19 protein-coding genes, 1 tRNA gene and 1 pseudogene are annotated in these 22,754 nt (G+C 71.0%); 4 read left to right on the top strand and 17 right to left on the bottom strand.

Going from position 1 to position 22,754, the window contains the following annotated elements; all coding sequences use genetic code 11:
* Window positions 1-81: 81 nt before the first annotated feature.
* The gene (locus IWX63_RS06140; RefSeq protein ID WP_199277291.1) at window positions 82-3,504 is read right to left on the bottom strand and encodes a pyruvate carboxylase; all 3,423 of its coding nucleotides are present in this window, start codon (window positions 3,502-3,504) and stop codon (window positions 82-84) included.
* Window positions 3,505-3,733: 229 nt separating this feature from the next.
* Here IWX63_RS06140 and IWX63_RS06135 point away from each other — a divergent pair, with 229 nt between their 5' ends.
* On the top strand, window positions 3,734-4,558 hold the full coding sequence (locus tag IWX63_RS06135) for a ParA family protein (protein ID WP_199277290.1): 825 nt from the start codon (window positions 3,734-3,736) through the stop codon (window positions 4,556-4,558).
* Window positions 4,559-4,634: 76 nt separating this feature from the next.
* On the opposite strand, the gene IWX63_RS06130 is transcribed toward IWX63_RS06135, so the two are convergent.
* From IWX63_RS06130 to gcvH, 5 genes are all read right to left on the bottom strand, one after another.
* Complete coding sequence (locus IWX63_RS06130; RefSeq protein ID WP_199277289.1) at window positions 4,635-5,222, bottom strand: MerR family transcriptional regulator; 588 nt, start codon at window positions 5,220-5,222, stop codon at window positions 4,635-4,637.
* A 225-nt stretch (window positions 5,223-5,447) separates the two neighbouring features.
* Window positions 5,448-5,951 (bottom strand): bifunctional nuclease family protein, encoded by a 504-nt coding sequence (locus IWX63_RS06125; RefSeq protein WP_199277288.1) that lies wholly within the window; start codon window positions 5,949-5,951, stop codon window positions 5,448-5,450.
* Window positions 5,952-5,961: 10 nt separating this feature from the next.
* Window positions 5,962-6,711, bottom strand: coding sequence for a transcriptional regulator FtsR (ftsR, locus tag IWX63_RS06120; RefSeq protein WP_199277287.1), 750 nt, complete (start codon window positions 6,709-6,711; stop codon window positions 5,962-5,964).
* 8 nt (window positions 6,712-6,719) lie between these two features.
* Complete coding sequence (locus IWX63_RS06115) at window positions 6,720-7,211, bottom strand: FHA domain-containing protein (protein ID WP_199277286.1); 492 nt, start codon at window positions 7,209-7,211, stop codon at window positions 6,720-6,722.
* 74 nt (window positions 7,212-7,285) lie between these two features.
* Window positions 7,286-7,672, bottom strand: coding sequence for a glycine cleavage system protein GcvH (gene gcvH, locus IWX63_RS06110; protein WP_199277285.1), 387 nt, complete (start codon window positions 7,670-7,672; stop codon window positions 7,286-7,288).
* 237 nt (window positions 7,673-7,909) lie between these two features.
* Between gcvH and IWX63_RS06105 the strand changes: the two genes are divergently transcribed.
* A complete protein-coding gene (locus tag IWX63_RS06105; RefSeq protein WP_199277284.1) occupies window positions 7,910-8,443 on the top strand; it encodes a flavodoxin family protein in 534 nt (177 codons plus the stop codon).
* Here the strand turns inward: IWX63_RS06105 and IWX63_RS06100 are convergent.
* From IWX63_RS06100 to IWX63_RS06050, 11 genes and pseudogenes are all read right to left on the bottom strand, one after another.
* Entirely contained in the window at window positions 8,434-9,750 is a 1,317-nt protein-coding gene (locus IWX63_RS06100) for a wax ester/triacylglycerol synthase domain-containing protein (protein ID WP_199277283.1), read from the bottom strand. The genes IWX63_RS06105 and IWX63_RS06100 overlap by 10 nt on opposite strands.
* On the bottom strand, window positions 9,747-10,724 hold the full coding sequence (locus IWX63_RS06095) for a hypothetical protein (RefSeq protein ID WP_199277282.1): 978 nt from the start codon (window positions 10,722-10,724) through the stop codon (window positions 9,747-9,749). Before IWX63_RS06095 ends, IWX63_RS06100 begins: the two co-directional genes overlap by 4 nt.
* 121 nt (window positions 10,725-10,845) lie before the next feature.
* Window positions 10,846-10,922, bottom strand: a tRNA-Pro gene (locus IWX63_RS06090).
* A 78-nt stretch (window positions 10,923-11,000) separates the two neighbouring features.
* Window positions 11,001-12,551 carry a ribosome biogenesis GTPase Der gene (gene der / locus IWX63_RS06085; protein ID WP_199277281.1) on the bottom strand — a complete coding sequence of 517 codons (1,551 nt, stop codon included), beginning with the start codon at window positions 12,549-12,551 and terminating at the stop codon, window positions 11,001-11,003.
* 95 nt (window positions 12,552-12,646) lie between these two features.
* A complete protein-coding gene (gene cmk, locus IWX63_RS06080; RefSeq protein ID WP_199277280.1) occupies window positions 12,647-13,399 on the bottom strand; it encodes a (d)CMP kinase in 753 nt (250 codons plus the stop codon).
* Window positions 13,399-14,523, bottom strand: coding sequence for a prephenate dehydrogenase (locus tag IWX63_RS06075; protein WP_199277279.1), 1,125 nt, complete (start codon window positions 14,521-14,523; stop codon window positions 13,399-13,401). The genes cmk and IWX63_RS06075 overlap by 1 nt, the downstream gene beginning before the upstream one ends.
* Window positions 14,524-14,526: 3 nt before the next feature.
* Window positions 14,527-15,795, bottom strand: a pseudogene (locus IWX63_RS16755) (pseudouridine synthase); the annotation flags it as partial.
* A gap of 195 nt (window positions 15,796-15,990) precedes the next feature.
* A complete protein-coding gene (scpB, locus tag IWX63_RS06065) occupies window positions 15,991-16,626 on the bottom strand; it encodes an SMC-Scp complex subunit ScpB (RefSeq protein ID WP_199277277.1) in 636 nt (211 codons plus the stop codon).
* Complete coding sequence (locus IWX63_RS06060; RefSeq protein ID WP_334685687.1) at window positions 16,623-17,495, bottom strand: segregation and condensation protein A; 873 nt, start codon at window positions 17,493-17,495, stop codon at window positions 16,623-16,625. The genes scpB and IWX63_RS06060 overlap by 4 nt, the downstream gene beginning before the upstream one ends.
* A gap of 46 nt (window positions 17,496-17,541) precedes the next feature.
* Window positions 17,542-18,429: a ParA family protein gene (locus IWX63_RS06055; RefSeq protein WP_199277275.1), complete on the bottom strand. Its 888-nt coding sequence runs from the start codon at window positions 18,427-18,429 to the stop codon at window positions 17,542-17,544.
* Between the two features lie 305 nt (window positions 18,430-18,734).
* A complete protein-coding gene (locus IWX63_RS06050) occupies window positions 18,735-20,144 on the bottom strand; it encodes a cation:dicarboxylate symporter family transporter (RefSeq protein ID WP_442859107.1) in 1,410 nt (469 codons plus the stop codon).
* Between the two features lie 224 nt (window positions 20,145-20,368).
* Between IWX63_RS06050 and IWX63_RS06045 the strand changes: the two genes are divergently transcribed.
* Together IWX63_RS06045 and IWX63_RS06040 are read left to right on the top strand one after the other, a co-directional pair.
* Window positions 20,369-22,015 carry a sensor histidine kinase gene (locus IWX63_RS06045; protein ID WP_199277273.1) on the top strand — a complete coding sequence of 549 codons (1,647 nt, stop codon included), beginning with the start codon at window positions 20,369-20,371 and terminating at the stop codon, window positions 22,013-22,015.
* The gene (locus IWX63_RS06040) at window positions 22,012-22,734 is read left to right on the top strand and encodes a response regulator (protein ID WP_199277272.1); all 723 of its coding nucleotides are present in this window, start codon (window positions 22,012-22,014) and stop codon (window positions 22,732-22,734) included. The genes IWX63_RS06045 and IWX63_RS06040 overlap by 4 nt, the downstream gene beginning before the upstream one ends.
* The last annotated feature ends 20 nt before the right edge of the window (window positions 22,735-22,754 follow it).

The following is a 22,754-nucleotide window of genomic DNA, read 5'->3' as shown; positions in this document are numbered from 1 at the left end:
GGCGGCTCGGCGGCGGGGCCGCGAGCCCGGTCGGGATGCCGGCGGCGGGGCCGCGAGCCCGGTCGGGGCCCGCCGCCCCGCTCAGGACGCCGAGACCACGAGCAGGAGATCGCCGCCCTGCGCGGGCGCGGGGCCGGAGAAGGCGACCCGCTGGACCGTGCCTGCCACGGGGGTGGTGATGCTCGCCTCCATCTTCATGGCCTCGATGGTCGCGACCGTGTCTCCCGCGGCGACACTGTCCCCTTCGGCACGCGCGATGGTGACGGACCCGGCGAACGGGGCGGCGATCTGGCCCGGCGTTCCCGGGTCGGCCTTCTCCGCGGCCACGACGTCGCTGCGGATACTCCTGTCCCGCACGCTGACCGGCCGCATCTGGCCGTTGAGCGTGCACATGACGGTCCGCATGCCCTTCTCGTCGGGCTCCGAGACCGCTTCGAGGGTGGCGATGAGGCGGACGCCCTTCTCGAGCTCGATGATGTGCTCGGTGTTGGGCTGGAGTCCGTAGAGGTAGTCGGCCGTGCCCAGGAGGGACACGTCCCCGTAGGTGTCGCGCGTGGCCCTGAAGTCCTTCGTCGGCCCGGCGAACAGCAGCGTGTTCAGCGCGGACCGGCGCTCCGACGAGGAACCGGCGAGCTTCGCCTCGTCGTCGGCGGTGAGGTCGACGTCGCGCGGCTTGAACTCGCGGCCCTGCAGGGCCTTGGTGCGGAAGGGCTCCGGCCAGCCGCCGGGCGGGTTGCCGAGCTCCCCGTTGAGGAACCCGATGACCGAGTCCGGGATGTCGAAGGCCTGGGGGTTCTCCTCGAACTCGGCGGGATCCGCGTCCCGGCCCACCAGGGCCAGCGCGAGGTCTCCCACGACCTTGGAGGACGGTGTCACCTTCACGAGCCGGCCGAGGATGCGGTCGGCCGCGGTGTACATGTCCTCGATCGCCTCGAACCTCTCGCCCAGGCCGAGCGCGATGGCCTGCTGCTTCAGGTTGGACAGCTGGCCGCCGGGGATCTCGTGGCGGTAGACGCGGCCGGTGGGCCCGGGCAGCCCGGATTCGAACGGCGCGTACATGCGGCGCACGGCCTCCCAGTAGGGTTCCAGCGAGCAGACCGCGTCGAGGTCCAGGCCGGTGTCCCGGGGCGTGTGGGCCAGGGCAGCGACGAGGGCGGACGCCGAGGGCTGGCTCGTCGTCCCGGCCAGGGCGGCGCTGGCGACGTCGACGGCGTCCACCCCGGCGTGCACGGCCGCGAGGAGCGTGGCGAGCTGGCCACCGGCGGTGTCGTGGGTGTGCAGGTGGACGGGCAGGTCGAAGCGCTCCCGCAGGGCGGTCACGAGACGCGTGGCGGCGGCCGGGCGGAGCAGCCCGGCCATGTCCTTGATGGCCAGGATGTGGGCGCCGGCGTCGACCATCCTCTGCGCGAGGTCGAGGTAGTACTCCAGCGTGTACAGCTTCTCCGCCGGGTCGAGCATGTCGGAGGTGTAGCAGAGGGCCACCTCCGCGATCGCCGTCCCGGTCGCACGGACCGCCCGGATGGCGGGCTCCATCTGCGTGACGTCGTTCAGGGCGTCGAAGATCCGGAAGATGTCGATCCCTGACGCCGCGGCCTCCTGCACGAACGCCGTCGTCACCGCCTCGGGGTACGGCGTGTAACCGACGGTGTTCCGCCCGCGCAGCAGCATCTGGAGGCAGATGTTCGGGACCTCGCGGCGCAGCGCGTCCAGGCGCTCCCACGGATCCTCGCCGAGGAAGCGGAGTGCGACGTCGTAGGTGGCCCCGCCCCAGGCCTCCACCGACAGCAGCCCGGGGGTCAGCCGGGACACGCTCGCGCCGGCCGCGACGAGGTCGCGGGTCCGGACACGGGTGGCGAGCAGGGACTGGTGGGCGTCGCGGAACGTGGTGTCCGTGACAGCGACGGCGGTCTGCTCCCGCAGCTGCCGGGCGAAACCCTCCGGACCGAGCTCGAGCAGCCGCTGCCGGCTCCCGGCCGGCGGTGCGTCGGCCTCGGCTGCACTCCGGTCCTCGGGGAGCGGCGGCAGCTTCACCCTCGGGTCGAGGTGCGCCGGCCGGGCGCCGTTGGGCTGGTTGACGGTCACGTCGGCGAGCCAGGTGAGCAGCTTGGTGCCGCGGTCGGCGGGCACCCGCGCCGTCAGGAGTTCGGGGCGTTCGTCGATGAACGACGTCGCCACGTTGCCCGCGATGAAGTCCGGGTCGTCCAGGACGGCCTGCAGGAAGGAGATGTTCGTCGACACGCCTCGGACGCGGAACTCCGCGAGTGCCCGCCGCGCCCGGGTGACGGCCGAGGGGTAGTCCCGGCCCCTGCAGGTGAGCTTGACGAGCATCGAGTCGAAGTGAGGGCTGATCTCGGCACCCGCGTAGACGGTGCCGCCGTCGAGCCTCACCCCGGCGCCGCCGGCCGACCGGTAGGCGGAGATCCTGCCGACGTCGGGCCGGAACCCGTTCGCGGGATCCTCCGTGGTGATGCGGCTCTGCAGGGCCGCCCCGCGCAGGGTCACGGTGTCCTGGCTCAGGCCGAGGTCCGCGAGGGTCTCCCCCGCGGCGATCCGCAGCTGGGACTGGACGAGGTCGACGTCGGTCACCTCCTCGGTGACCGTGTGTTCGACCTGGATGCGCGGGTTCATCTCGATGAACACGTGCTGGCCCGCCCGTTCCCCGACCGTGTCCACGAGGAACTCGACCGTTCCGGCGTTCACATAGCCCAGCGCGGTCGCGAACTTCACGGCGTCGCGATGCAGCGCCTGGCGGATCGACTCGTCCAGGTTCGGGGCGGGCGCGATCTCGATGACCTTCTGGTGCCGTCGCTGGAGGGAGCAGTCGCGTTCGAACAGGTGCATCACGTTGCCCTCGGCGTCCGCGAGGATCTGCACCTCGATGTGGCGCGGGCGGAGGACTGCCTGCTCCAGGAACATGGTGGCGTCCCCGAACGCGGATTCGGCCTCGCGCATCGCGGCCTCCAGCGCCTCGGGCAGCGCCTCGCGCGTGTCCACCCGGCGCATCCCGCGACCGCCGCCACCGGCCACCGCCTTCGCGAAGACCGGGAACCCGATCTCCTCCGCCGCCGCGATCAGTTCCGCGACGTCGGCACTCGGACGGGACGACGCGAGGACCGGGATGCCGGCCGCGCGGGCGGCGTCGAGGGCCTTGACCTTGTTCCCGGCGAGCTCCAGCACATCGGCCGGCGGTCCCACGAACGTGATCCCCGCCTCGGCCGCGGCCCGGGCGAGGCCGGGATTCTCGGACAGGAAGCCGTACCCGGGGTAGATGGCGTCGCAGCCGGACTCCCGGGCCACGCGGATGATCTCCTCGATGTCCAGGTATGCCCGGACCGGGTGGCCCTCCTCACCGATGAGGTACGCCTCATCGGCCTTCTGGCGGTGGATCGAGTTCCTGTCCTCGTAGGGGAAGACGGCCACGGTCTTCGCCCCCACCTCGTGCCCGGCCCGAAAAGCGCGGATGGCGATCTCGCCACGGTTAGCTACCAGAATTTTCGAGAACATCGCACTCCTGCATCCTTGCCGGTCGGGTCCTTCAGGCTGGCTCGATCCTACCCGTGGGGCCGCGCCGGTCCATGACGGTGCCGCCATGTGGACGGGCGACGCGCGGGGACCGCCCGGCGCGGCGACGGACGGCACCGTCCGGGCGGCAAGCCGCGCCACCCTATGATGGACGGGATCACAAGGACATCGGGCCGCCCGTCGCGGCCAGGGATAGGTATGGGTTCCACACGTGCAGGTAGTGAGCATCAGCAGCCTCAAAGGCGGCGTCGGCAAGACGTCGATGACCCTGGGGCTCGCGTCGGCCGCCCTGGCGGCCGGGATCCCCACCCTCGTCGTCGATCTCGACCCGCACGCCGATGCGACCACGGGCCTCGGCGTCAGGCCCTCGGGTCAGACCGACATCGGGCGCCTGCTGAAGGACGCACGGCGCGCCGATCTCGGCGCCCACACCGTCCCCAGTGGCTGGGTGGCGACAGCCGCGAAGCAGCCGGGCGCCCGGAAGGCGACCCTCGACGTGGCGATGGGGTCGGCCTACTCGGGCATCTACGACCGGCCGGACCTCGGACGCCGCGACCAGCGGCGCCTGTCCTCGCTGCTGTCGCGGGTCGAGGGCTACAGCCTCGTCCTGATCGACTGCCCGCCGTCGCTGAACGGCCTGACCCGCATGGCATGGACGGCGAGCAGCAAGGTGCTCCTCGTGGCTGAACCCGGCCTCTTCTCCGTGGCGGGCACGGAGCGCACGATGCGCGCCCTCGAGCTGTTCCGCCGCGAATTCGCGCCGGGCCTGCAGACCGCGGGCATCCTCGCGAACCGGGTCCGCTCGACCTCCCACGAGCACGCGTTCCGCCTCGGCGAGATGCGGCAGATGTTCGGTGACCTGCTGTTGAGTCCCACCATGCCGGAGCAGGCCAACTGGCAGCAGATCCAGGGCGCCGCCCACTCGGTGCACCACTGGCCCGGCGAGTCCGCGCAGCAGGCGGCGGGCTATTTCGACGAGCTCCTCACCAACGTCGTGGATCCTGGCCGGATGCGCAGCCGGACCGCTCGGCGGTAGACCGGGTCGACACCGCGTCCCACGCGGTCAGACGGGGATCATGGGCGACGCCGTCCGCAGGGCCGGATAGGGCGCGTCAGCTGATCCTGCGGGTGGCGCGGCGCTTGCTGAGTTCGTCACCGGGGAAATCCTGGTCCACCACATGCTCGCTGGGCAGGGCCGCGAGGCTTCCCTCGACCTCGCGCCACACGCGACCGACGGCGATGCCGAAGACTCCCTGCCCGCCCTGGACGAGGTCGATGACCTCGTCCGCGGAGGTGCATTCGTAGACGCTCGCGCCGTCGCTCATGAGGGTGATCTGGGCGAGGTCCTCGACCCCGCGCTCGCGGAGGTGCTCGACGGCGGTGCGGATCTGCTGGAGTGATACACCGGTGTCCAGCAGGCGCTTGACCACCTTGAGGACGAGGATGTCGCGGAAACCGTAGAGGCGCTGCGTGCCCGAGCCGGATGCGCCGCGGACGGCCGGTTCGACGAGTCCGGTCCGCGCCCAGTAATCGAGCTGGCGGTAGGTGATCCCTGCGGCCTTGCAGGCGGTGGGACCGCGATACCCGGCGTCCTCGTCGAGGACGGGGAGGTCTTCCGTGAAGAGTAAGCCCTGAGCGCTCGCCGGGACACCGGTGCCTGATGGGCTGGCTGCCTTGCCGGCGTCACCCTTCGGACTCACGTGTTGCCTCCTCGTCGGGTTCCCCGGGACGTCTGCTGACCGGGCGGAACCTCGGGATGTGCACTCAAGTGTGCCCCGGGCCCCGCGCACGCGCAATGGGAACTGTATTCTTCGACGTTAGATCGCGGGAGGACCAAGGTCAAAGACGAGGACCCTCAAGAATCAGCGTGTCGTCGGCGGCCCACGGAAAGCCGCCGGAACGACCGGTCCCACGATCCGGGGTGCTCACCGTTCGAAGTCCTCGGGCTCCACATCGGCGAGGAACTCGCGGAACTGGAGGACCTCCTTCTCGGCCGTCTCCTCCGTGCCGCCGTCAGCGGAATCCTCACCCTCCGCCTCCGCGATCTCGACGCCGGCCACGGCCAGCACCTCGTCGGCGCAGAAGATGGGACACGGCACGCGCAGCGCGATGGCCAGCGCGTCCGACGCACGTGAGCCGACCGTCACGCCGTCATCGAACACGAGCTCCGCGTGGTAGACCGTGTCCTCCACCGAGGTGATGCGCACTTCCCTGATCCGCTTCCCCGCCGCGGCGACGACGTCGACCAGCAGGTCGTGCGTCATGGGGCGGGGCGGGACGATCCCCTGCTGCACGAAGGCGATGGCGCTGGCCTCGGGGGCTCCGATCCAGATGGGCAGATGCCGCTCCCCCGCAGTCTCGCGCAGGAGGACCAGAGGCTGGTTGGACGGCAGCTCGATCCGCACGCCGACCACTTCTACTTCGATCACGGGAAGCCGCCTAACTGTCCATCCGGGCTATGTGGCTGTGCACCAGGGCGCTGTGGAGGCCGAGGCAGAGTTCACTGATCTCGCGTGCGGTCTCCGCGGCGCGGGCCTTCGAGGCTACATCCCTGCGCGAGGCCATGGGAGCGACGACGCTCTCGACGAGCCCCAGCTCGCGGTCCGCGGCGGCACGGAAGGGCCGCAGGTGGCGGGGTTCGATGCCGTGGCCCTCGAGCTGCAGGCAGGCCTTCGTGATCTTCAGGGCGTGCTCGTCGAAACGGTTGTCGACGGCTGTGATCAGGCCGAAGCTCACGAGGTCGTCGACCAGCCTGCGCGGCGCCCCCGCCTCCGCGGCGAGGGTCTCCGCGGTGAGCCGTCGCGCGTGCCCCTGCAGTTCGCGGGAGAGCTGGTCGGAGACGACGCGCGGTGAGAGGGTCATCCCGCCGGGCAGCGACTCCGGCCGCTCGCCGCGATCGATCGCGTCGACGTAGTCCTTGATCACCTTGAGCGGAAGGTACTGGTCGCGCTGGAGGGCGAGTACGAACCGGAGGCGCTCGACGTCGTGCGCCGCGTACTTCCGGTATCCGGCCCGCGTGCGCTGCGGCGTGATCAGGCCCTTCTCCTCGAGGAACCGGATCTTCGACGCCGTGACCTGGGGGAACTCCTCGGCGAGCTCACGCAGGACCTCACCGATGTTGAGGACGCCGCCGCCGGAGGAACCGGTGACGACGCCGGCCGGACGGCGGGCGGGTTGGGAGACAGGCATGAAGCGGACTACGCCTGCGCTGTCGTGTGCTGGCCGCCCTGGCTGGGGACGGTGCGGGCTGCATAGAAGGTCAGGCGGAACTTGCCGATCTGCACCTCGTTGCCGTTGCGCAGTGCCACACTGTCGACGCGGTCGTTGTTGACGTACGTGCCGTTGAGGCTGCGTGTGTCGACGACCATGAACCCGTTCCCGGAACGGCGGAACTCGGCGTGCTGGCGTGACACCGTCACGTCGTCGAGGAAGATGTCGGCGTTCGGATGGCGGCCGGCCTTCGTGACGTCCTCGTCCAGCAGGAACCGTGCACCGGCGTTGGGGCCGGAGTGGGCGATCAGCAGCGCCGAGCCCGCGGGCAGCGCCGCGACGGACGCCTGCTCCTCGCGGGTCAGGAGCCGTTCCAGTTCGGTCACCGCGACCTGCGGGGGCAGGCCGATCGTCGTTGTCTCGGGAGACGTCATGTTCGGCTCTTCTCCGTTTCCGGCTGGATTCACGTCGGGCACCATGGTCCTTCCTCCACCTACTGCACGGAAGACGGGCGTGACGCCGGCCATACCGTCCCTGCCTTTGCGAGGTGGATCTAGCCTACCTGCTGCGAGTAGTCGGCCGAACTCAGCAGGCCCTGGACGACCGCGGGGTCCGCGACCTTGATCTCCAGCAGCCAGCCCTCGCCGTAGGGGTCGGAGTTGATCAGGGCGGGATCGTCGTCGAGCGCCTCGTTGCGCGCCACGACCTCACCGGTGACCGGGGCGTAGATGTCGCTGACGCTCTTGGTGGACTCCACCTCGCCGATGACGTCCGACCCGGTGACGCCGGTCCCGGCCTCGGGCATCTGTACATAGACGACGTCCCCGAGCGCGTCCTGCGCGAAATCGGTGATGCCGACGCGGACCGTGCCGTCGACGGCCGGCTCACTGACCCACTCGTGCTCCGCGGTGTAGTAGAGGCCGTCTGGGATGTTGCTCATGGTTGCCTTTCGGACGCGGGGTGCAGCAGCGGCGGCTGGAAGCGCCGCCCGGTACAAGTACTGGTCGAGTATAGGCACAACGCGCGACGCCGTGACGCGCCTCTCATCCCGTGGGGATGACGCCTGCCGGCAGGGTGTCGGACCCCCGGATCAGCGCTGCCACGGGACGTTCGACCCTTATGGTGTCCCGGCCGCCGGTGGAGACTTTTCTGCGCAGACCGACGGAAGGTACCGGAGATGAACACGCTGATCGTGTACGAATCGATGTTCGGCAACACCCGCATGATCGCCGAGGCCGTCGCTGAGGCCCTCCGACCATCCGGCTCGGGCGTCACGGTGACCACTGCCGCCGACGCCCCGACGGACCTGTCCGGGTACGGCCTCGTCGTCGTCGGCGCGCCGACCCACGCGCACACGCTCCCGCAGGCGTCGTCGCGGACGGAGGCGGCCGCCTGGGCCGACGACGCGGACCGGGATCTGACGCTCGAGGCGGACGCCCTGCGGTCCGGGATCAGGGAATGGCTGGAGCGCATGAGTCCGTCCGCACCGGGACCCCGCTTCGCAGCGTTCTCGACGCGGGCGGACTTCCCCCGCATCTTCGCCGGCGATGCCACCGCCGCGATCAGGCGGAGGCTCCACCATCGCGACATCGCCGTCGACGCGCACGAGGACTTCCTGGTCGACTCCGACAGCCACCTCCTGAGGGGAGAGCAGCAGCGTGCCCGCGACTGGGCGCTGACGCTCGTCCCGGTGACGACCCGTCAGGAGTGATCCGGCGGCAGGCGGCGGTCCCGGTCACCCGGGGCGGTCGGCCGCCCTTCGAGCCGGGCCAGCTCCTCCCCCATCCCGCGGGAGAACGGGACCCCGGGCACCCACGCCGCGTCGAAGTGGACACTGCAGCGCAGCGGGCCGTCGTGGGAGAGCGCGGCGACCCCGAGCCGGACATTCGCCGCGAGGACCCCGACGGGCCAGAGCGCCGTCACCGGCGCGCCGGCGAGCCGGAGAGCCCCGGCCGGACCTGGGACGTCGGTCACGAAACCGGCCACCAGGTGCTGGCTGCGCCCCACCCGGTCCAGGATCCGGGCACCGATGGGTCCGCGCATGAACTCGAGTGTGCCCTGCTGTCGCGCCGGCACCTTCTCGGAGCGCGTCCGGGCGGCGATGAGCCGCAGGCGGTCCGCCGGATCGGCTTCGCCGAGCGGCAGGAGTACGAGCATGACCCCCACGTGATTGCCCGACGGTCCGCGACGCTGCAGCGCCACCGGGACCGACACGGGCAGGCTGTCAGGGACGTCTTCACCGGCAGCCGCGAGGGCGGCCAGGTAGCCGGACGCCGCCGCGGAGAGCAGGGCGTCGTTCACCGTGGCACCCACGGATCGCGCATGCGCCCCGAGGGCGGGGAGATCGGCGTCGAGGAAGGCGACACCGCGGCGCGGGCTGCGCTCGCCGAGGAGCATGGTGGGCCCCACCTCGCGGCCGCCGAGGGTCATCCGGATGCGGCGCCAGCCCGCGGCGCCCCGGCCGAGGACACCGCGCAGGTCCGGCTTGCCGCCGGCTGTCGCAGCTGGCGGGGGCGGCACGGTCCGCGTCGCGGCTCCGTCGTCCGGATCGAAGAGCTGCTGCACGATGGACACCGCCCCGAGGCCATCGGCCAACGCATGGTGGACGCGGAGCACCATCCCCACCCCCACGGCGCCCGCCCCAGGCACCAGCAACAGTTCCCACAGCGGGCGGTGCTGCGGCAGCGGCACACCCATCAGCTCCCCGCACAGGCGCTCGAGCCCGGCCCGTCCCGCCACGGCGTCCACCAGGCGGATGTGCTGGTCCAGATCCGGCGCCGCCTCCGCCCACCGGTGTCGGCGGCCATCCCGCACCGCGAAACGGCGCAGCCGTGGCACCGCGGAGATCCGCTCGCCCACGGCGGTGCGCAGCACGGTCAGGTCGGGGACGCCGTCGCCCACGAACCCGCCCGTCCCGAGCAGACCGGCGACGAGGAAGACGTTCACCTGCCCGGCGTGGTCCAGGACGAGGTTCGCCTCGTCGACGGGGGCCAGCCGCGGTCCCGTGGTCGTGGTCATGCGTGCCGCAAGGAACCGGACGCCTTCCCGCGATCCGCGTCCAGGTGGCGGAGATAGACGAGGAGCGGCACCATGCCGATCACGACGAGGGCGGCGAACAGGGGGACGGCCGACATCGAAGCGAAGGGCGTACCCGGGTCCGCGACCGCACCGAACCACTGGTCGGCGGCGACGCCGATGCCCTCGATCACCAGCATGACGAGCAGCGCGCCGACGATGAGCCGACCGAGCGGGCGGGCCCTGACCAGCCACCACGAGGCGACCATCAGCAGCGGAAGCCAGACGGCGAGATCCTGCACGAAGACCGGGTTGGTGGTCATGCCCGACCCGTCCAGGAAAGCGGGCGGTGAATCGCTGAGGATCGCGGGGACGATCGTCCGCAGCCAGACCAGCGCGTTGAGGGCGGCCATCACGCACGCGTAGGCCGCCAGGCCACGTGCCGGCAGGCGCTCGTCGAAGCGGGCATCGAACCCCGCCAGATCGATCTGCCACATCAGCGCCGCCGCGGACCAGAGCGCGAGCGACAGCATCGCCACATAGACGGGGAACAGGGCGTTGAAGGGGGTGCCGAACAGGAACAGCACGGCCTGGTAGACGATGTAGGCCACCACTCCCAGCCACACCACGAGGGCCCGGGCGGAGTTCCTCGACGCGACGGACATCGCGGCGAAGAGCAGCGGGACGGCGAGGACCATCATCACCAGCGCGGTGCCGCGGACGGTCCCCCGCGTCACGGCAGGCCCCTGCAGCACCCCGGGAAGGAAGAAGGACGCGGAGGCCGCGAGCAGCGTGACCGCTCCCAGTGCGGCGGACAGACCGTACGCTGCCCCGGGCCGCAGGACGACCGTGGGCCCAGGGGGCTCCTGCAGGAGGCCCGAACCCGGCCGCCGACCTGACGGTGTGTCGTTGGTGCGGGCCGGGGCCGCCTCCGGGCGTGCCCCTCCGGCGACGGCGGGTGGCTGGTCGCTCTTCATCCGTCGATACTCGCCCCCGGAGCGGGGTCGGCCTAGGGCCGAGAGTCCCTGAGGGACCCGGAAAACACGAAACGCCCTCCCGAGGGAAGGCGTTCCGTGGACGATGTCCGAGGACATCTCATGGTCGGGATGACAGGATTTGAACCTGCGACCCCTTGACCCCCAGTCAAGTGCGCTACCAAGCTGCGCCACATCCCGAACGGCCTGCTCAGCAGGCCAAACCACTCGGATAACGATACAGCATTCTCCGGGCGGAGCCGCACACCGCCGGAGGGGTCAGCGCTTGCGGCTGCGCTTCTCGCGGACGCGCATGCTGACCTCGATGGGCGTGCCGTCGAAGCCGAACGTCTCGCGCAGGCGGCGCGTGATGAAGCGGCGGTAGCCGGGGTCCAGGAACCCGGTGGTGAACAGCACGAACCTCGGCGGGCGGCTCGAGGCCTGCGTCCCGAAGAGGATGCGTGGCTGCTTCCCGCCACGCACGGGGTGCGGGTGGGCGGCCACGAGTTCGCCGAGGAACGCATTGAGGCGGCCCGTGGGGATGCGGCGGTCCCAGGATTCGAGGGCGATGTCGAGCGCGGGCACCAGGCGGTCCTTGTGCCACCCGGTGAGCGCCGAGATGTTCACGCGCGGGGCCCAGTCCACGTGGGCCAGGTCCTGCTCGATCTCGCGCTCGAGGTAGCGGCGTCGCTCGTCGTCGAGCAGGTCCCACTTGTTGAACGCCAGCACGATCGACCGTCCGGATTCGATCGCGAGGTTCAGGATGCGGATGTCCTGCTCGCTGAGCACCTCGTCGACGGCGAGGAGCACGACGGCCACCTCGGCCTTCTCCAGTGCGGACTGGGTGCGCAGGGAGGCATAGAAGTCGGCGCCCTGCTGCATGTGGACGCGGCGGCGGATGCCCGCGGTGTCCACGAAGCGCCAGGTCCGCCCGCCGAGCTCGATCATCTCGTCCACGGGGTCGCGCGTGGTCCCGGCCAGCGGGTCGACGACCACGCGGTCGGTGCCCGCGAGCTTGTTCAGCAGCGAGGACTTGCCCACGTTGGGCCGGCCGATCAGCGCGATGCGCCGGGGGCCGCCCGAGCGCTCGATGCCGCCGTGCTCGGAGAACTCCGGGAGGATCTCGTTGACCTGGTCGAGCATGTCGGCGGTGCCGCGGCCGTGGAGCGCGGACACCGGCCAGGGCTGTCCGAAGCCGAGCCCCCACAGCGCCGAGGCGTCGGCCTCGTTCTGGATGTCGTCCACCTTGTTGGCCACGAGGATGACGGGCCTGTTCTTGCGGCGCAGCATCCGCACCACGGCCTCGTCGGTCGCGGTGGCGCCGACGGTGGCGTCGACGACGAACAGGACGGCGTCCGCCATGTCGACGGCGATCTCCGCCTGGTCGGCGACGCGCGCGGCGATGCCCTTGGCGTCCTGCTCCCAACCGCCCGTGTCCACGAGGGTGAAGTTCCGTCCGGACCACTGGGCCGGGTAGGAGACGCGGTCACGGGTCACGCCGGGCGTGTCCTCGACGACGGCCTCGCGGCGGCCGAGGATGCGGTTGACCAACGTGGACTTGCCGACGTTCGGACGGCCGACGATGGCGAGCACGGGGTTGAGCCGGCCCTCCGCCTCGTCGTCGAAATCCTCGTCTTCGCGGTTCAGGAGTGCGGCGTCCTCGTCGTCGAGCTCGTAGTCCTCGAGGCCCGCGCGGAGGGAGGCGGCGCGCTGCTCGGCCTCGGCGTCGTCGAGGGTGTCGAGCACTGCGCCGACCTGGTCCTCGCCGCTCGGCTCGTAGTCCTCGTCGGCTCCGGCGCCCTGCTCGTCCGGCGAAAGGTTCTCGCTCATCTGGTATTTCCTTCGGTTGGTGTTCACCGTCTCCCGACGGCAATCCTGGTGGGCTCGCGCCCGGGAGCTTGCGGTGGTGTCCCGTTGCGGGACGGTCAGTGCGCCACCGTGCGCACGATGCCGAGGACCGCGGTCACGGTCTGCTCGAAGTCGAGGTCCGAGGAGTCGAGCGTCACGACCCCGTCCGCCGCCTGCTGGAAGTTGACGACGGCCGAGTCCCGGGCGTCCCGCTCGGTGACCTGTCGCTTCAGCTGCGCGTCGGACTGGGTGCCGCCGAGCTGGTCCCCGCGGCGGCGCAGGCGCGCCTCCTCGCTCGCGGTGAGGAGGATGCGCACCTCGGCGTCGGGGGCGACGACGGTGGTGATGTCGCGCCCCTCGGCGACGATGCGGTGGCCGGCACCCGCGATCAGGGCGCGCTGGCGCCGGATCAGCTCGGCCCTGGCGCCCATGGTCGTCGCGACGGCGCTCACCGCGGACGAGACGTCGGGCTCGCGGATGGCGGCCGTGACGTCGTCGCCCTCGATGGTCACCGACTCGCGGTCCGGGCTGGTGCTGATGAACAGCTCGATCTGCCGCGCCGCCGCCTCGACCGCGGCGCTGTCCTCGAGGTCGATCCCCTGCGAGACGCAGTGGAGGGTGACGGCCCGGTACATCGCCCCGGTGTCGAGGTACGCGGCGCGGAGCCGTCGGGCGACTTCCCTGCTGACGCTCGACTTCCCGGAGCCGGAGGGCCCGTCGATCGCGACGACGAGGGATTTCCCGAGCCGGAAGCCCGAATACGGGCCGGCCGGTGCGGATTCGCCCGTCGCCTCGGGAGCGGTGGGCGCCTGGACTGCTGAAACCTGCATCACTGCACTACCTTCCAGCCCCGTTGCGTCAGGGACTCCGTGAGTTCTTGTCGTTTGCCCGGGATGACCGACAGCTCGGCGAGCCCCACCTGGCGCCCGGGAGAGTGTTCGAGGCGGAAATCCTCGACATTGATGCCGGTGAGCCCGATCTCCGTCAGGAGTTTCGCGATCTGCCCGGGCACGTCGTCGACGAGCACGGTCAGGCGCGCGAAGGAGTTCGGCGGCGTCCCGTGCTTGCCGGGCACACGCGCCTGGCCGGCGTTCCCCTCGGACATCAGCTGGGCCATGTCGAGGCGGGAACCGCCGCCCGTAGGATCCTCGAGGGTGCTGATCAGGCGGTTCAGGTCCTCGCGCACGCCGTAGAGGATCTCGACGAGGCGGCCGGCGTTCGCGGCGAGGATCTGCACCCACAGGCGCGGGTCGCTCGCCGCGATGCGCGTCACGTCCCGCAGGCCGTTGCCCGCGAGCGAGAGCGCCTGCACGGGCGAATCCTGCAGCCTGCTCGCGACGAGCGAGGACACCACCTGCGGGAGGTGGGAGATGAGCGCCACGGCCTGGTCGTGCTCCTCGACGGACATCCGCGCGGGCACGGCCCCGAGGTCCACGGCGAGCCGTTCGGCGCACAGGACGGCCTCCGCGGAGCTGTCCGCCCCGCAGAGCACCCAGGGCGCACCGGTGAACAGCTCGGCACGCGCCGCGACGGGTCCGGAGGTCTCGCGGCCCGCCATCGGATGCGTCCCGACATAGCGCGAGAGGTGCGGTGCGGCACCGGGGGTGGCTTCGAGCTCGCGCAGGATCGCTTCCTTCACGCTGCAGATGTCCATGACGACGGCGTCCGGGTAGTCCCGGAGCGCGGCCGCCACGACCCGCGCGGTGACGTCGGGAGGCGTCGCGACGACGACGAGCTCCGGGGCCAGCTGCTCCCCCGCGTCCTGCAGCTCCGCGAGGAGCCGGCCGGCTCCGATGTCGCGGGCGACGGCCTCGGTGGAGGGCGAGCTGTCGGACAGGACGACATCGAGCCCGCGGGCCCTCAGGCCCAGCCCGATGCTGGCACCCAGCAGCCCGGCCCCGATGACGAGGACCGGTCCGGCGAGGTGCGTTCCCTGCTCCGTGCGCATGGCCATGGTCTAGAGGCCCACCGATGCCAGCAGGTGCCCGACCTCCTGGCGTCCGAGCACGCGGATGCTGCCCTGGCGCTGGTCGCCCACGCGGATGGGACCGAGCTGGGTCCGGACGAGGCGTTCCACGGGATGCCCGACGGCGTCGAAGAGCCGGCGGACCACGCGGTTGCGGCCCGAGTGCAGCACGACCTCGACGAGGATGTGGCCGGGCGTGGAGTCGACGAGCTTGAAGGAGTCGACCTTCGCGACGCCGTCCTCGAGTTCGATGCCCGCCTTCATCTGCGTGCCGACGCCCTGGGCCATGGGGCCGCGGACCTGCACGAGGTAGGTCTTGGGGACCTCGTAGGAGGGGTGGGTCAGGCGGTTGGTGAGTTCGCCGTCGTTGGTGAGCAGGAGCAGGCCCTCGGTCTCGGCATCCAGGCGGCCCACATGGAAGAGACGCTCGTTCTTGTTCTTGTTCTTCAGGAAGTCGCTGATGCACGGGCGGCCCTCGGGGTCCTCCATGGTGGAGACGACGCCGCGGGGCTTGTTGAAGACGTAGTACTTGAGGTTCTCGTCGAGCTGGAGGCGGATGCCGTCCACATGGATGGCGACCTGCTCGGGGACGACGCGCACGCCGAGCTCGGTGACGACGGTGCCGTCCACCTCCACGCGGCCGTCGAGGATCATCTCCTCGCAGACACGGCGCGAGGCGACGCCGGCGAGTGCCATGACCTTCTGCAGGCGGACGCCCTCCGGGTTGTGCACGTCGACCTCGTCGGCAGGACGGCTCGCACGCTTCGGTGTGGCCGCACGCACGGGTCCGAGGTTCTGCCCGAAGCGCTCACGCCCGAAGGGCCTGGCGCCGGCCGGCTTCTGCCGCGGCGCGCCCTTCTGGTCGCCGGTACGTCCGCCGGTTGCGGCACCCGGGCGGCCGGGCTTGCCGCCTGCACGCCCTCCGGTCTTCGCCCCGGAACGGCTCGACGGCGTCCCCGCGGAGGGGCGACCGGCGGCCGAACGGGCGCGTCCGTCAGCGGAGTCGCGACGGTCCCCGGATTCGCGACGGTCGCCTGCACCGGAGGTGCGACCACCGGACGAGCGGGCGTCATCCCTCGGAGGGCGACCACCGGACGAGCGGGCGTCATCCCTCGGAGGGCGACCCTCGGCCGGACGGGCGTCATCCCTCGAAGGGCGACCACCGGACGAGCGGGCGTCATCCCTCGAAGGGCGACCACCGGACGAGCGGGCGTCATCCCTCGGAGGGCGACCCTCGGCCGGACGGCCGCCCTGCGCCGAACCGCTGCGCTCCTGAAAGGGACGGCCCTCACCGGAGCGTCCGCCGCCCTGCGCCGAACCGGTACGGGGGGCGGGCTTCCTGGTGCGGGCAGCGTCGGATGGGCGCCCGGCCGACCCGCCGCGGCGCGGCGTATTGCGTCCGGAACCGGATCCTGGCTGCTGTGTCATGTAGAAAGTCCTTCTCGTCGGTCGTGCTCAGTACGTCGTTTCGTCATACTCCCCAAGGCTCTCGAGGCCCGGCAGATGGGGAGCGATCCGGGGCAGTTCGTCGACGCTGCCCAGCCCCAATCTTTCCAGAAAGAGGGTGGTGGTCCCGTAGAGGACGGCACCGGTCTCCGGATCGGTCTCGAGCTCGACTGCCAGTCCGCGCTGAAGCAGCGTGCGGACCACGGAATCGACATTGACACCCCGAATCGCGGAAACCCGGGCGCGGGACACGGGTTGGCGGTACGCGATGACCGCCAGGGTCTCGAGTGCTGCCTGTGACAGCCGGGCCGACTGGCCGTCGAGCACGAAGTCTGCGACGACGGACGCGAAGTGCTGCCGCGAGAAGATACGCCACCCGCCAGCGATGTTCCTGAGTTCGAAACCGCGCGGCATCAGAGGTTCGGCGCTCCGGGAGCCTGATCCAGTATAGCCGTCATACTCCCGCTGCAGGTCCACGAGCACCGCGTTCACCTGCCCGGCCGGCCGGTCGAGCACGGCGGCGACCTGCTCGTCGGTGACGGGCCGGTCCGCGACCATGAGGATCGCCTCCACCGCCGCCCGCAGCCCGCCGGGCAGTTCCTCGACGGGGACGTCCTGCCCGGCCGGCGTTGTCTCCCCGGTCATGCGGCACCTCTTTCGTCGTCGCCCATGTCCACCGCGACCCCGTCACCGGCTGTCGCGTCGGTCCTCCCCGGCCCGTCCTCGGCGCTCCACCGCACCAGCAGCTCGGACAGGGGTGCCGCCTGCTCGAAGGAGATGGCACCGTCCCGGTAGAGCTCCAGCAGGGCGAGGAATCTCACCACGAGCACCAGCCGGGATCCGGCGTCCTCCGTGAGGCGCCGGAAGGAGAGCGCTCCCCGGCCGTGCAGGAGATCCTGCAGGAGAAGGGCCTGCTCCCGCACGCTGACCACCGGGTCGTGCAGGTGCCCGGTGTCCACCTCGGCAGGCTGTTCCTGGCGCGGTGCGAGCACGCGGGCGGCGAGGGCTGCGAACTCCTCGGGAGAGTGCCGCCAGACGAGCTCGGGGAGGAGGCGGGTGAATTCCGGCTCGAGCGGGACGACCCGCGGGTGTCGGGCGTCCTCTTCCTCCAGGCGGGCCGCGAGGTGCCGGGCCATCTCCTTGAAGGCCCGGTACTGCAGGAGCCGGGCGAACAGCAGGTCACGGGCCTCGAGCAGCGCGACGTCCTCCGCGTCCTCGACGGCCCCGGCCGGCAGCAGACGGGCCGCCTTCAGATCCAGGAGGGTCGCTGCGACCACGAGGAACTCACTCGCCTCGTCGAGCTTCCACTCCCCCTCTGCAGCCTGGATACGGCGGATGTGGGCGATGAACTCGTCCGTCACCTGGGCCAGGGCGATCTCCGTGATGTCGAGCTCACGCCGGGAGATGAGATTGAGCAGCAGGTCGAAGGGCCCGCTGAAGTTGGTCAGCTGGACCTCGAAGACCCGCCGGGCTCCGGCGTCCACCGGCCGGCCGGCCCCCGGGGCGGCCGCCACGCGCACCACCCTATCGGGACCGGGAGGATCCGGAGGAGACCTGCACCTAGGGTGCCCCGCCCCTGCTGATGAGCTCCTTCGCGAGGCGGCGGTAGGCGTCCGCGCCGGAGTGGTTGGCTGCGTAGGACGTGATGGGCTCGGCCGCCACGGTCGCGTCGGCGAACTTGATGGTGCGCTTGATGACGGTCTCGAAGACCTTGTCGCCGAACGCCTCGACGAGGCGCGCGATGACCTCGCGGCTGTGGAGCGTGCGGGCGTCGTACATGGTCGCGAGTACGCCGTCGATCTGCAGCCGCGGGTTCAGGCGGTCCTGCACCTTCTCGATGGTCTCGACCAGCAGGGCCACCGCGCGCAGCGCGAAGAACTCGCAGATCAGCGGGATGATGACGCCGTGCGCCGCGGTGAGCGCGTTCACGGTGAGCAGCCCCAGCGACGGCTGGCAGTCGATCAGGATGACGTCGTAGTCGTCCGAGACCTTGCGCAGCGCGCGGTCGAGCACCTGTTCGCGCGCCACCTCGTTGACCAGCTGCACCTCGGCGGCGGAGAGGTCGATGTTGGCGGGCAGCAGGTCGATGTTCTCGATCGCGGTGTGCTGGATGGCGTCCTGGATGGAGACCTTGCGGTCCATGAGGACGTTGTAGACGGTGACGTCGAGCTCGTGCGGGTTCGTGCCGAGGCCGGCGGAGAGCGCCCCCTGCGGATCGAAGTCCACCAGCAGGACCTTGCGGCCCGCTTCGGCGAGCGCGGCACCGAGGTTGATGGTCGACGTCGTCTTGCCGACACCGCCCTTCTGGTTCACCATCGCGATGACCCTCGCCGGGCCGTGCGAGTCCAGGGCCCTGGGCTCCGGGAACTCCGTCACGGGGCGGCCGGTGGGGCCCAGTTCCGTGTCCGCTGCGCTGGGCAGGGTCGCTGAACCCTGTTCGCTACTCACGTATGTCTCCACGCTTCCATCGATGTCGGTGCAGGCCGGCCCATGATGACCCAGGGCCGCTTTCCTCTAGGTCAACGGTACAACGCCGAGGGCGGCCGCCGTGAAGATCGACGCCGGAGGGCGACGAGCCTTGATCCTCAACCTGAGGTCGAAGCTTCGCGCGGGGGCGGGTCGCCCCGGGGAACGACGATGGCGACGGGCCGGGGGTTCCCGGTCCGTCGCCATCGGTCCTACTCGTGCGGTCCTACCCGTGCGGTGCTACCCGTGCGGTTGCTGCGCGGCGGGCCGCACCCGCAGTCCGTCGGTCAGCGCGCGGTCGGCGCGCTGATCGCGGCCTCGGTCTTGACGGCCGAGCTCTCCTCGATGCCGTCGTCGTCGGCGTCGTTGTCGAAGCGGTGGTCGGTGCTCATGGTCGACTCGTCGAAGGGCTCGCGGCCCTCGAGGACCTCGTCCACCCGGGCGCGGTCGATCTCCTTGGTCCACGTCCCGATGAGGACGGTCGCGACGGCATTGCCGGTGAAGTTGGTCAGCGCGCGGGCCTCGGACATGAAGCGGTCGATGCCGACGATCAGGCCGACGCCGTCGACCAGGTCGGGGCGGTGCGACTGCAGTCCACCCGCGAGGGTGGCCAGGCCGGCGCCGGTGACGCCCGCCGCACCCTTGGAGGCGATGATCATGAAGACGAGCAGCGAGATCTGCTCACCGAGGGCCAGCGGCTTGCCGAGGGCCTCGGCGACGAACAGCGAGGCCATCGTGAGGTAGATGGCGGTGCCGTCGAGGTTGAAGGAGTACCCGGTGGGCACGGTGACGCCGACGACGGGCTTGGAGATGCCGAGGTGCTCCATCTTCGCGATCAGGCGGGGCAGGGCGGCCTCGGAGGAGGAGGTGCTGAAGATCAGCAGGTATTCGCGGCCCAGGTACTTCATGAGCTTGAAGATGCTGACGCCGGTGACGAGCTTCAGCAGTCCGCCCAGGATGACCACGATGAACAGGATGCAGGTGATGTAGAACGCGACCATGAGGGTGGCCATGCTGATGATCGCCTGGACGCCGGTCTCGCCGACGACGGCGGCGATGGCGCCGAAGGCACCGATCGGCGCGAGCCACATGATCATGACGAGGATCCGGAAGACCAGGGCCTGGATGTGCCCGATCCCCCGGAGGATCGGCTTCCCGGCCGGTCCCATCTTCTGCAGCGCGAAGCCCACGAGCAGGGCGACGAACAGCGTCTGCAGGATGCTGGGGCCGGTCAGCGCGGCGAGCAGCGTGATCGGGATGATGCTGAGCAGGAAACCGACGGTGCCCTCGGGTGCACCCTCGGCGGTCGCCGGGACCTCGTAGGTCGACGACGAGATGTCCAGGCCCTCACCGGGCTGGATGAGGTTGCCGACGACGAGCCCGATCGCGAGTGCGAAGGTCGACATCAGCATGAAGTAGCCGAGCGCCAGTCCGCCCACCTTGCCGACGGTCGCGGCCTTGGCGATCGAACCGACCCCGAGCACGATGGTGCAGAAGATGATCGGGGCGATCATCATCTTGATGAGGTTGATGAACCCGGTGCCGAGGGGCTTGAGGGCCTTGGCGAACTCGGGGGCGACGAGTCCGAGGATCGCTCCGAGGATCACGGCCGCGATGACGGCGATGTAGAGGAAGTGGGTCTTGTCGACCCGCTTCCGGGGTTGTACTGGTCCGCTGTCGGACCGCGCTGGCGCCATGGCCATGCTGTTCTCCCTTGGTGTCGGCCGCCCGGCGGCGCCGGCGGGGAAGGTCGTTCTTCATCCGCGGGGGTATGGCCAGGAAGCGTAGTGTTGAGTCGTTCCTCCCCATCGTGCCAGCGCGAGTGACCCGGATCACGATTGAGTTCATACTGGTCATGGCCGCGCGGCAGTGGGGACCATCCGGCGGTGCCGGCAGCATTCGGAAGGAGCGGGATCGCCGCGTGAGTCGATGGAGCCTCGCCCGCCAGTTCTTCCTGGCCCAGCTCGTCTTCATCGTGGTCCTCTCGGCGTCGCTGTCGGTGATCCTGTACCTCGACGCGGCGCGGGGCGTGAACGACGCCGCGGCCGAGCGGATGGTCGCGGTCTCTACGTCGATCGCGCTCGAGCCCGCCGTCCTGGCGGCCGTGCAGGGTCCGGACCCCTCGGCGACGCTGCAGCCCTACGCGGTGGAGGTGATGGATCGCCTGGGCGTGGACTTCATCACGATCATGGCGTCCGACCGCACGCGCTTCACGCACCGGAACCCGGAAGAGATCGGCAGGCCCTACATCGGGTCCGTGACCGAGGCCCTGGCCGGGACCACGTACTCGGAGACCTACGCCGGGACCCTCGGCCCGTCCATCCGCGCGATCGTCCCCATCGTGGATGAACGCGGGACCGTGCGCGCCATGGTCGCCTCGGGCATCACCGTGGACCGCGCCGCCATCGCCCGGAACGCGCAGCTCCCGCTCGTGGCCTTCATCGCCCTGGGCGCACTGGTCCTGGGAGCCCTCGGCTCGTTCCTCCTCAGCCGGCGCCTCCGCGACGCGACGCTGGGCATGGGCCCGGCCGACCTCTCCCGGACGTTCGTCTTCTACGACTCGGTGCTGCATTCCGTGAGGGAAGGGCTGCTCCTGACCGACGCGGCGGGGCGCCTGGTGCTCTACAACGACCAGGCGGCGCGACTCCTCGGCCTCGACGGGTCGCAGGAGCCCGTCCCGGCGTCCTGTCTGGCGGTACCGCCGTCGCTGCGCGAGCTGCTCGCCTCGGGCCGGCGGGCGCGGGACGAGGTGCACCTCACGGACTCCCGGGTCCTGGTGGTCAACCAGGAGCCGGCCGTGCCGCCCACTCCCCCGGGCCGCACCCCCCAGGCCCAGGGCGCCCTGGGCACCGTCACGACCCTGCGCGACCACACCGAGATCGAAGCCCTCACCGGGCAGGTCGAGACCATGCGGACGCTGACGGACGCGCTGCGCTCGCAGACGCACGAACACGCCAACCGCCTCCACACCATCGTCTCGCTGGTGGAACTCGGCAGGGACGCCGAGGCCGTGGACTTCGCGACCCGGGACCTGCAGCAGTCGCAGCGCCTCACGGACGAGGTGGTGCAGGCCGTCGACGAGCCGTTCATCGCGGCGCTCCTGGTCGGGAAGGCAGCCCAGGCCAACGAGCGCGGGATCGAGCTCACCTCGGACATCGCGCCGGATGCGCAGGCGGGCTCCCTCAACCCCGTGGACCTCGTGACGGTCATCGGGAACCTCCTCGACAACGCCTTCGACGAGGCCGCCCGGTCGGAGGAGCCCCGCGTCCGGCTGACGGTGCGGCGCGTGCCGGGCGGCGACGCCCCTGCGCTGGAGATCGTCGTGGAGGACAACGGGAACGGCCTGCCCGATTCCGAGAAGGCGAGGATCTTCGACTTCGGCTACAGCACGAAGCCGCCGCACGAGGCGGGCGGCGGGACGCCCCCGGGACGCGGCATCGGCCTGGCCCTCGTCCGCCAGGCGGTGCGGCGCTTCGCCGGGTCCATCGAGGTGACGGACACGGACGACGGCGGGGCGCGGTTCACCGCACGGCTGCCCTTCGCCGCCGGCGGCCGGGGCGCCGCATGAGCGCCATCCGGGTCCTCGTCGTGGAGGACGATCCGGTCGCGGCGGACGCGCACGCCGAATACGTGCGGCGCCTCGAGGGGTTCGAGCTCGCGGGGATCGCCCGGAGCGGCGCCGAGCTCGCGGCCTTCCTCCGTTTGGCGGGCGCGGAACCGGGGCGGGGCGGGGCCGCCGTCGACCTCATCCTGCTCGACATGAACCTGCCGGACGCGCACGGGCTGGACATCATCCGCCGGGTCCGCGGCCTGGGCCTCCCGGTGGACATCATCGCGATCACCGCCGTGCGGGACCTGCAAGTGGTGCGCTCGGCGATCTCCTCCGGGATCGTGCAGTACCTCATCAAACCGTTCACCTTCTCGGCCTTCCGCGAGAAGCTCGACGCCTACCGGGACTTCCGCCGGAACCTCGTGGAGCAGGCCTCCGCCACCACGCAGGAGGAGGTGGACCAGGCGTTCGCGTCCCTCCGGCCCGCTACGGTGGCGGCACTCCCCAAGGGCCTCTCGGCGGAGACGCTGCGCGCCGTCTCCGGGGTGCTGAAGCAGCTCCACGCACCGACCTCGGCCGTCGAGGTGTCCGAGGCCCTGTCCATGTCCCGCGTCACGGCGCGGCGGTATCTCGAGTACCTCGCCGACCGGAGGTCGGTCCTCCGGACACCCCGCTACGGCACGCGGGGGCGCCCCGAGTTCGAGTACACCTGGGCGCGGACCCCGCCGGAACGCTAGCGCCCGCGCCAGGCCGTGCC

Origin of the sequence: Arthrobacter sp. CAN_A2 (assembly GCF_015752045.1) — a bacterium.
In the GTDB taxonomy this organism is placed as follows: Bacteria; Actinomycetota; Actinomycetes; order Actinomycetales; family Micrococcaceae; genus Arthrobacter_D.
The sequence above is the reverse complement of the archived record's forward strand: the minus strand, read 5'-3'. Positions and strand labels throughout refer to the sequence as shown.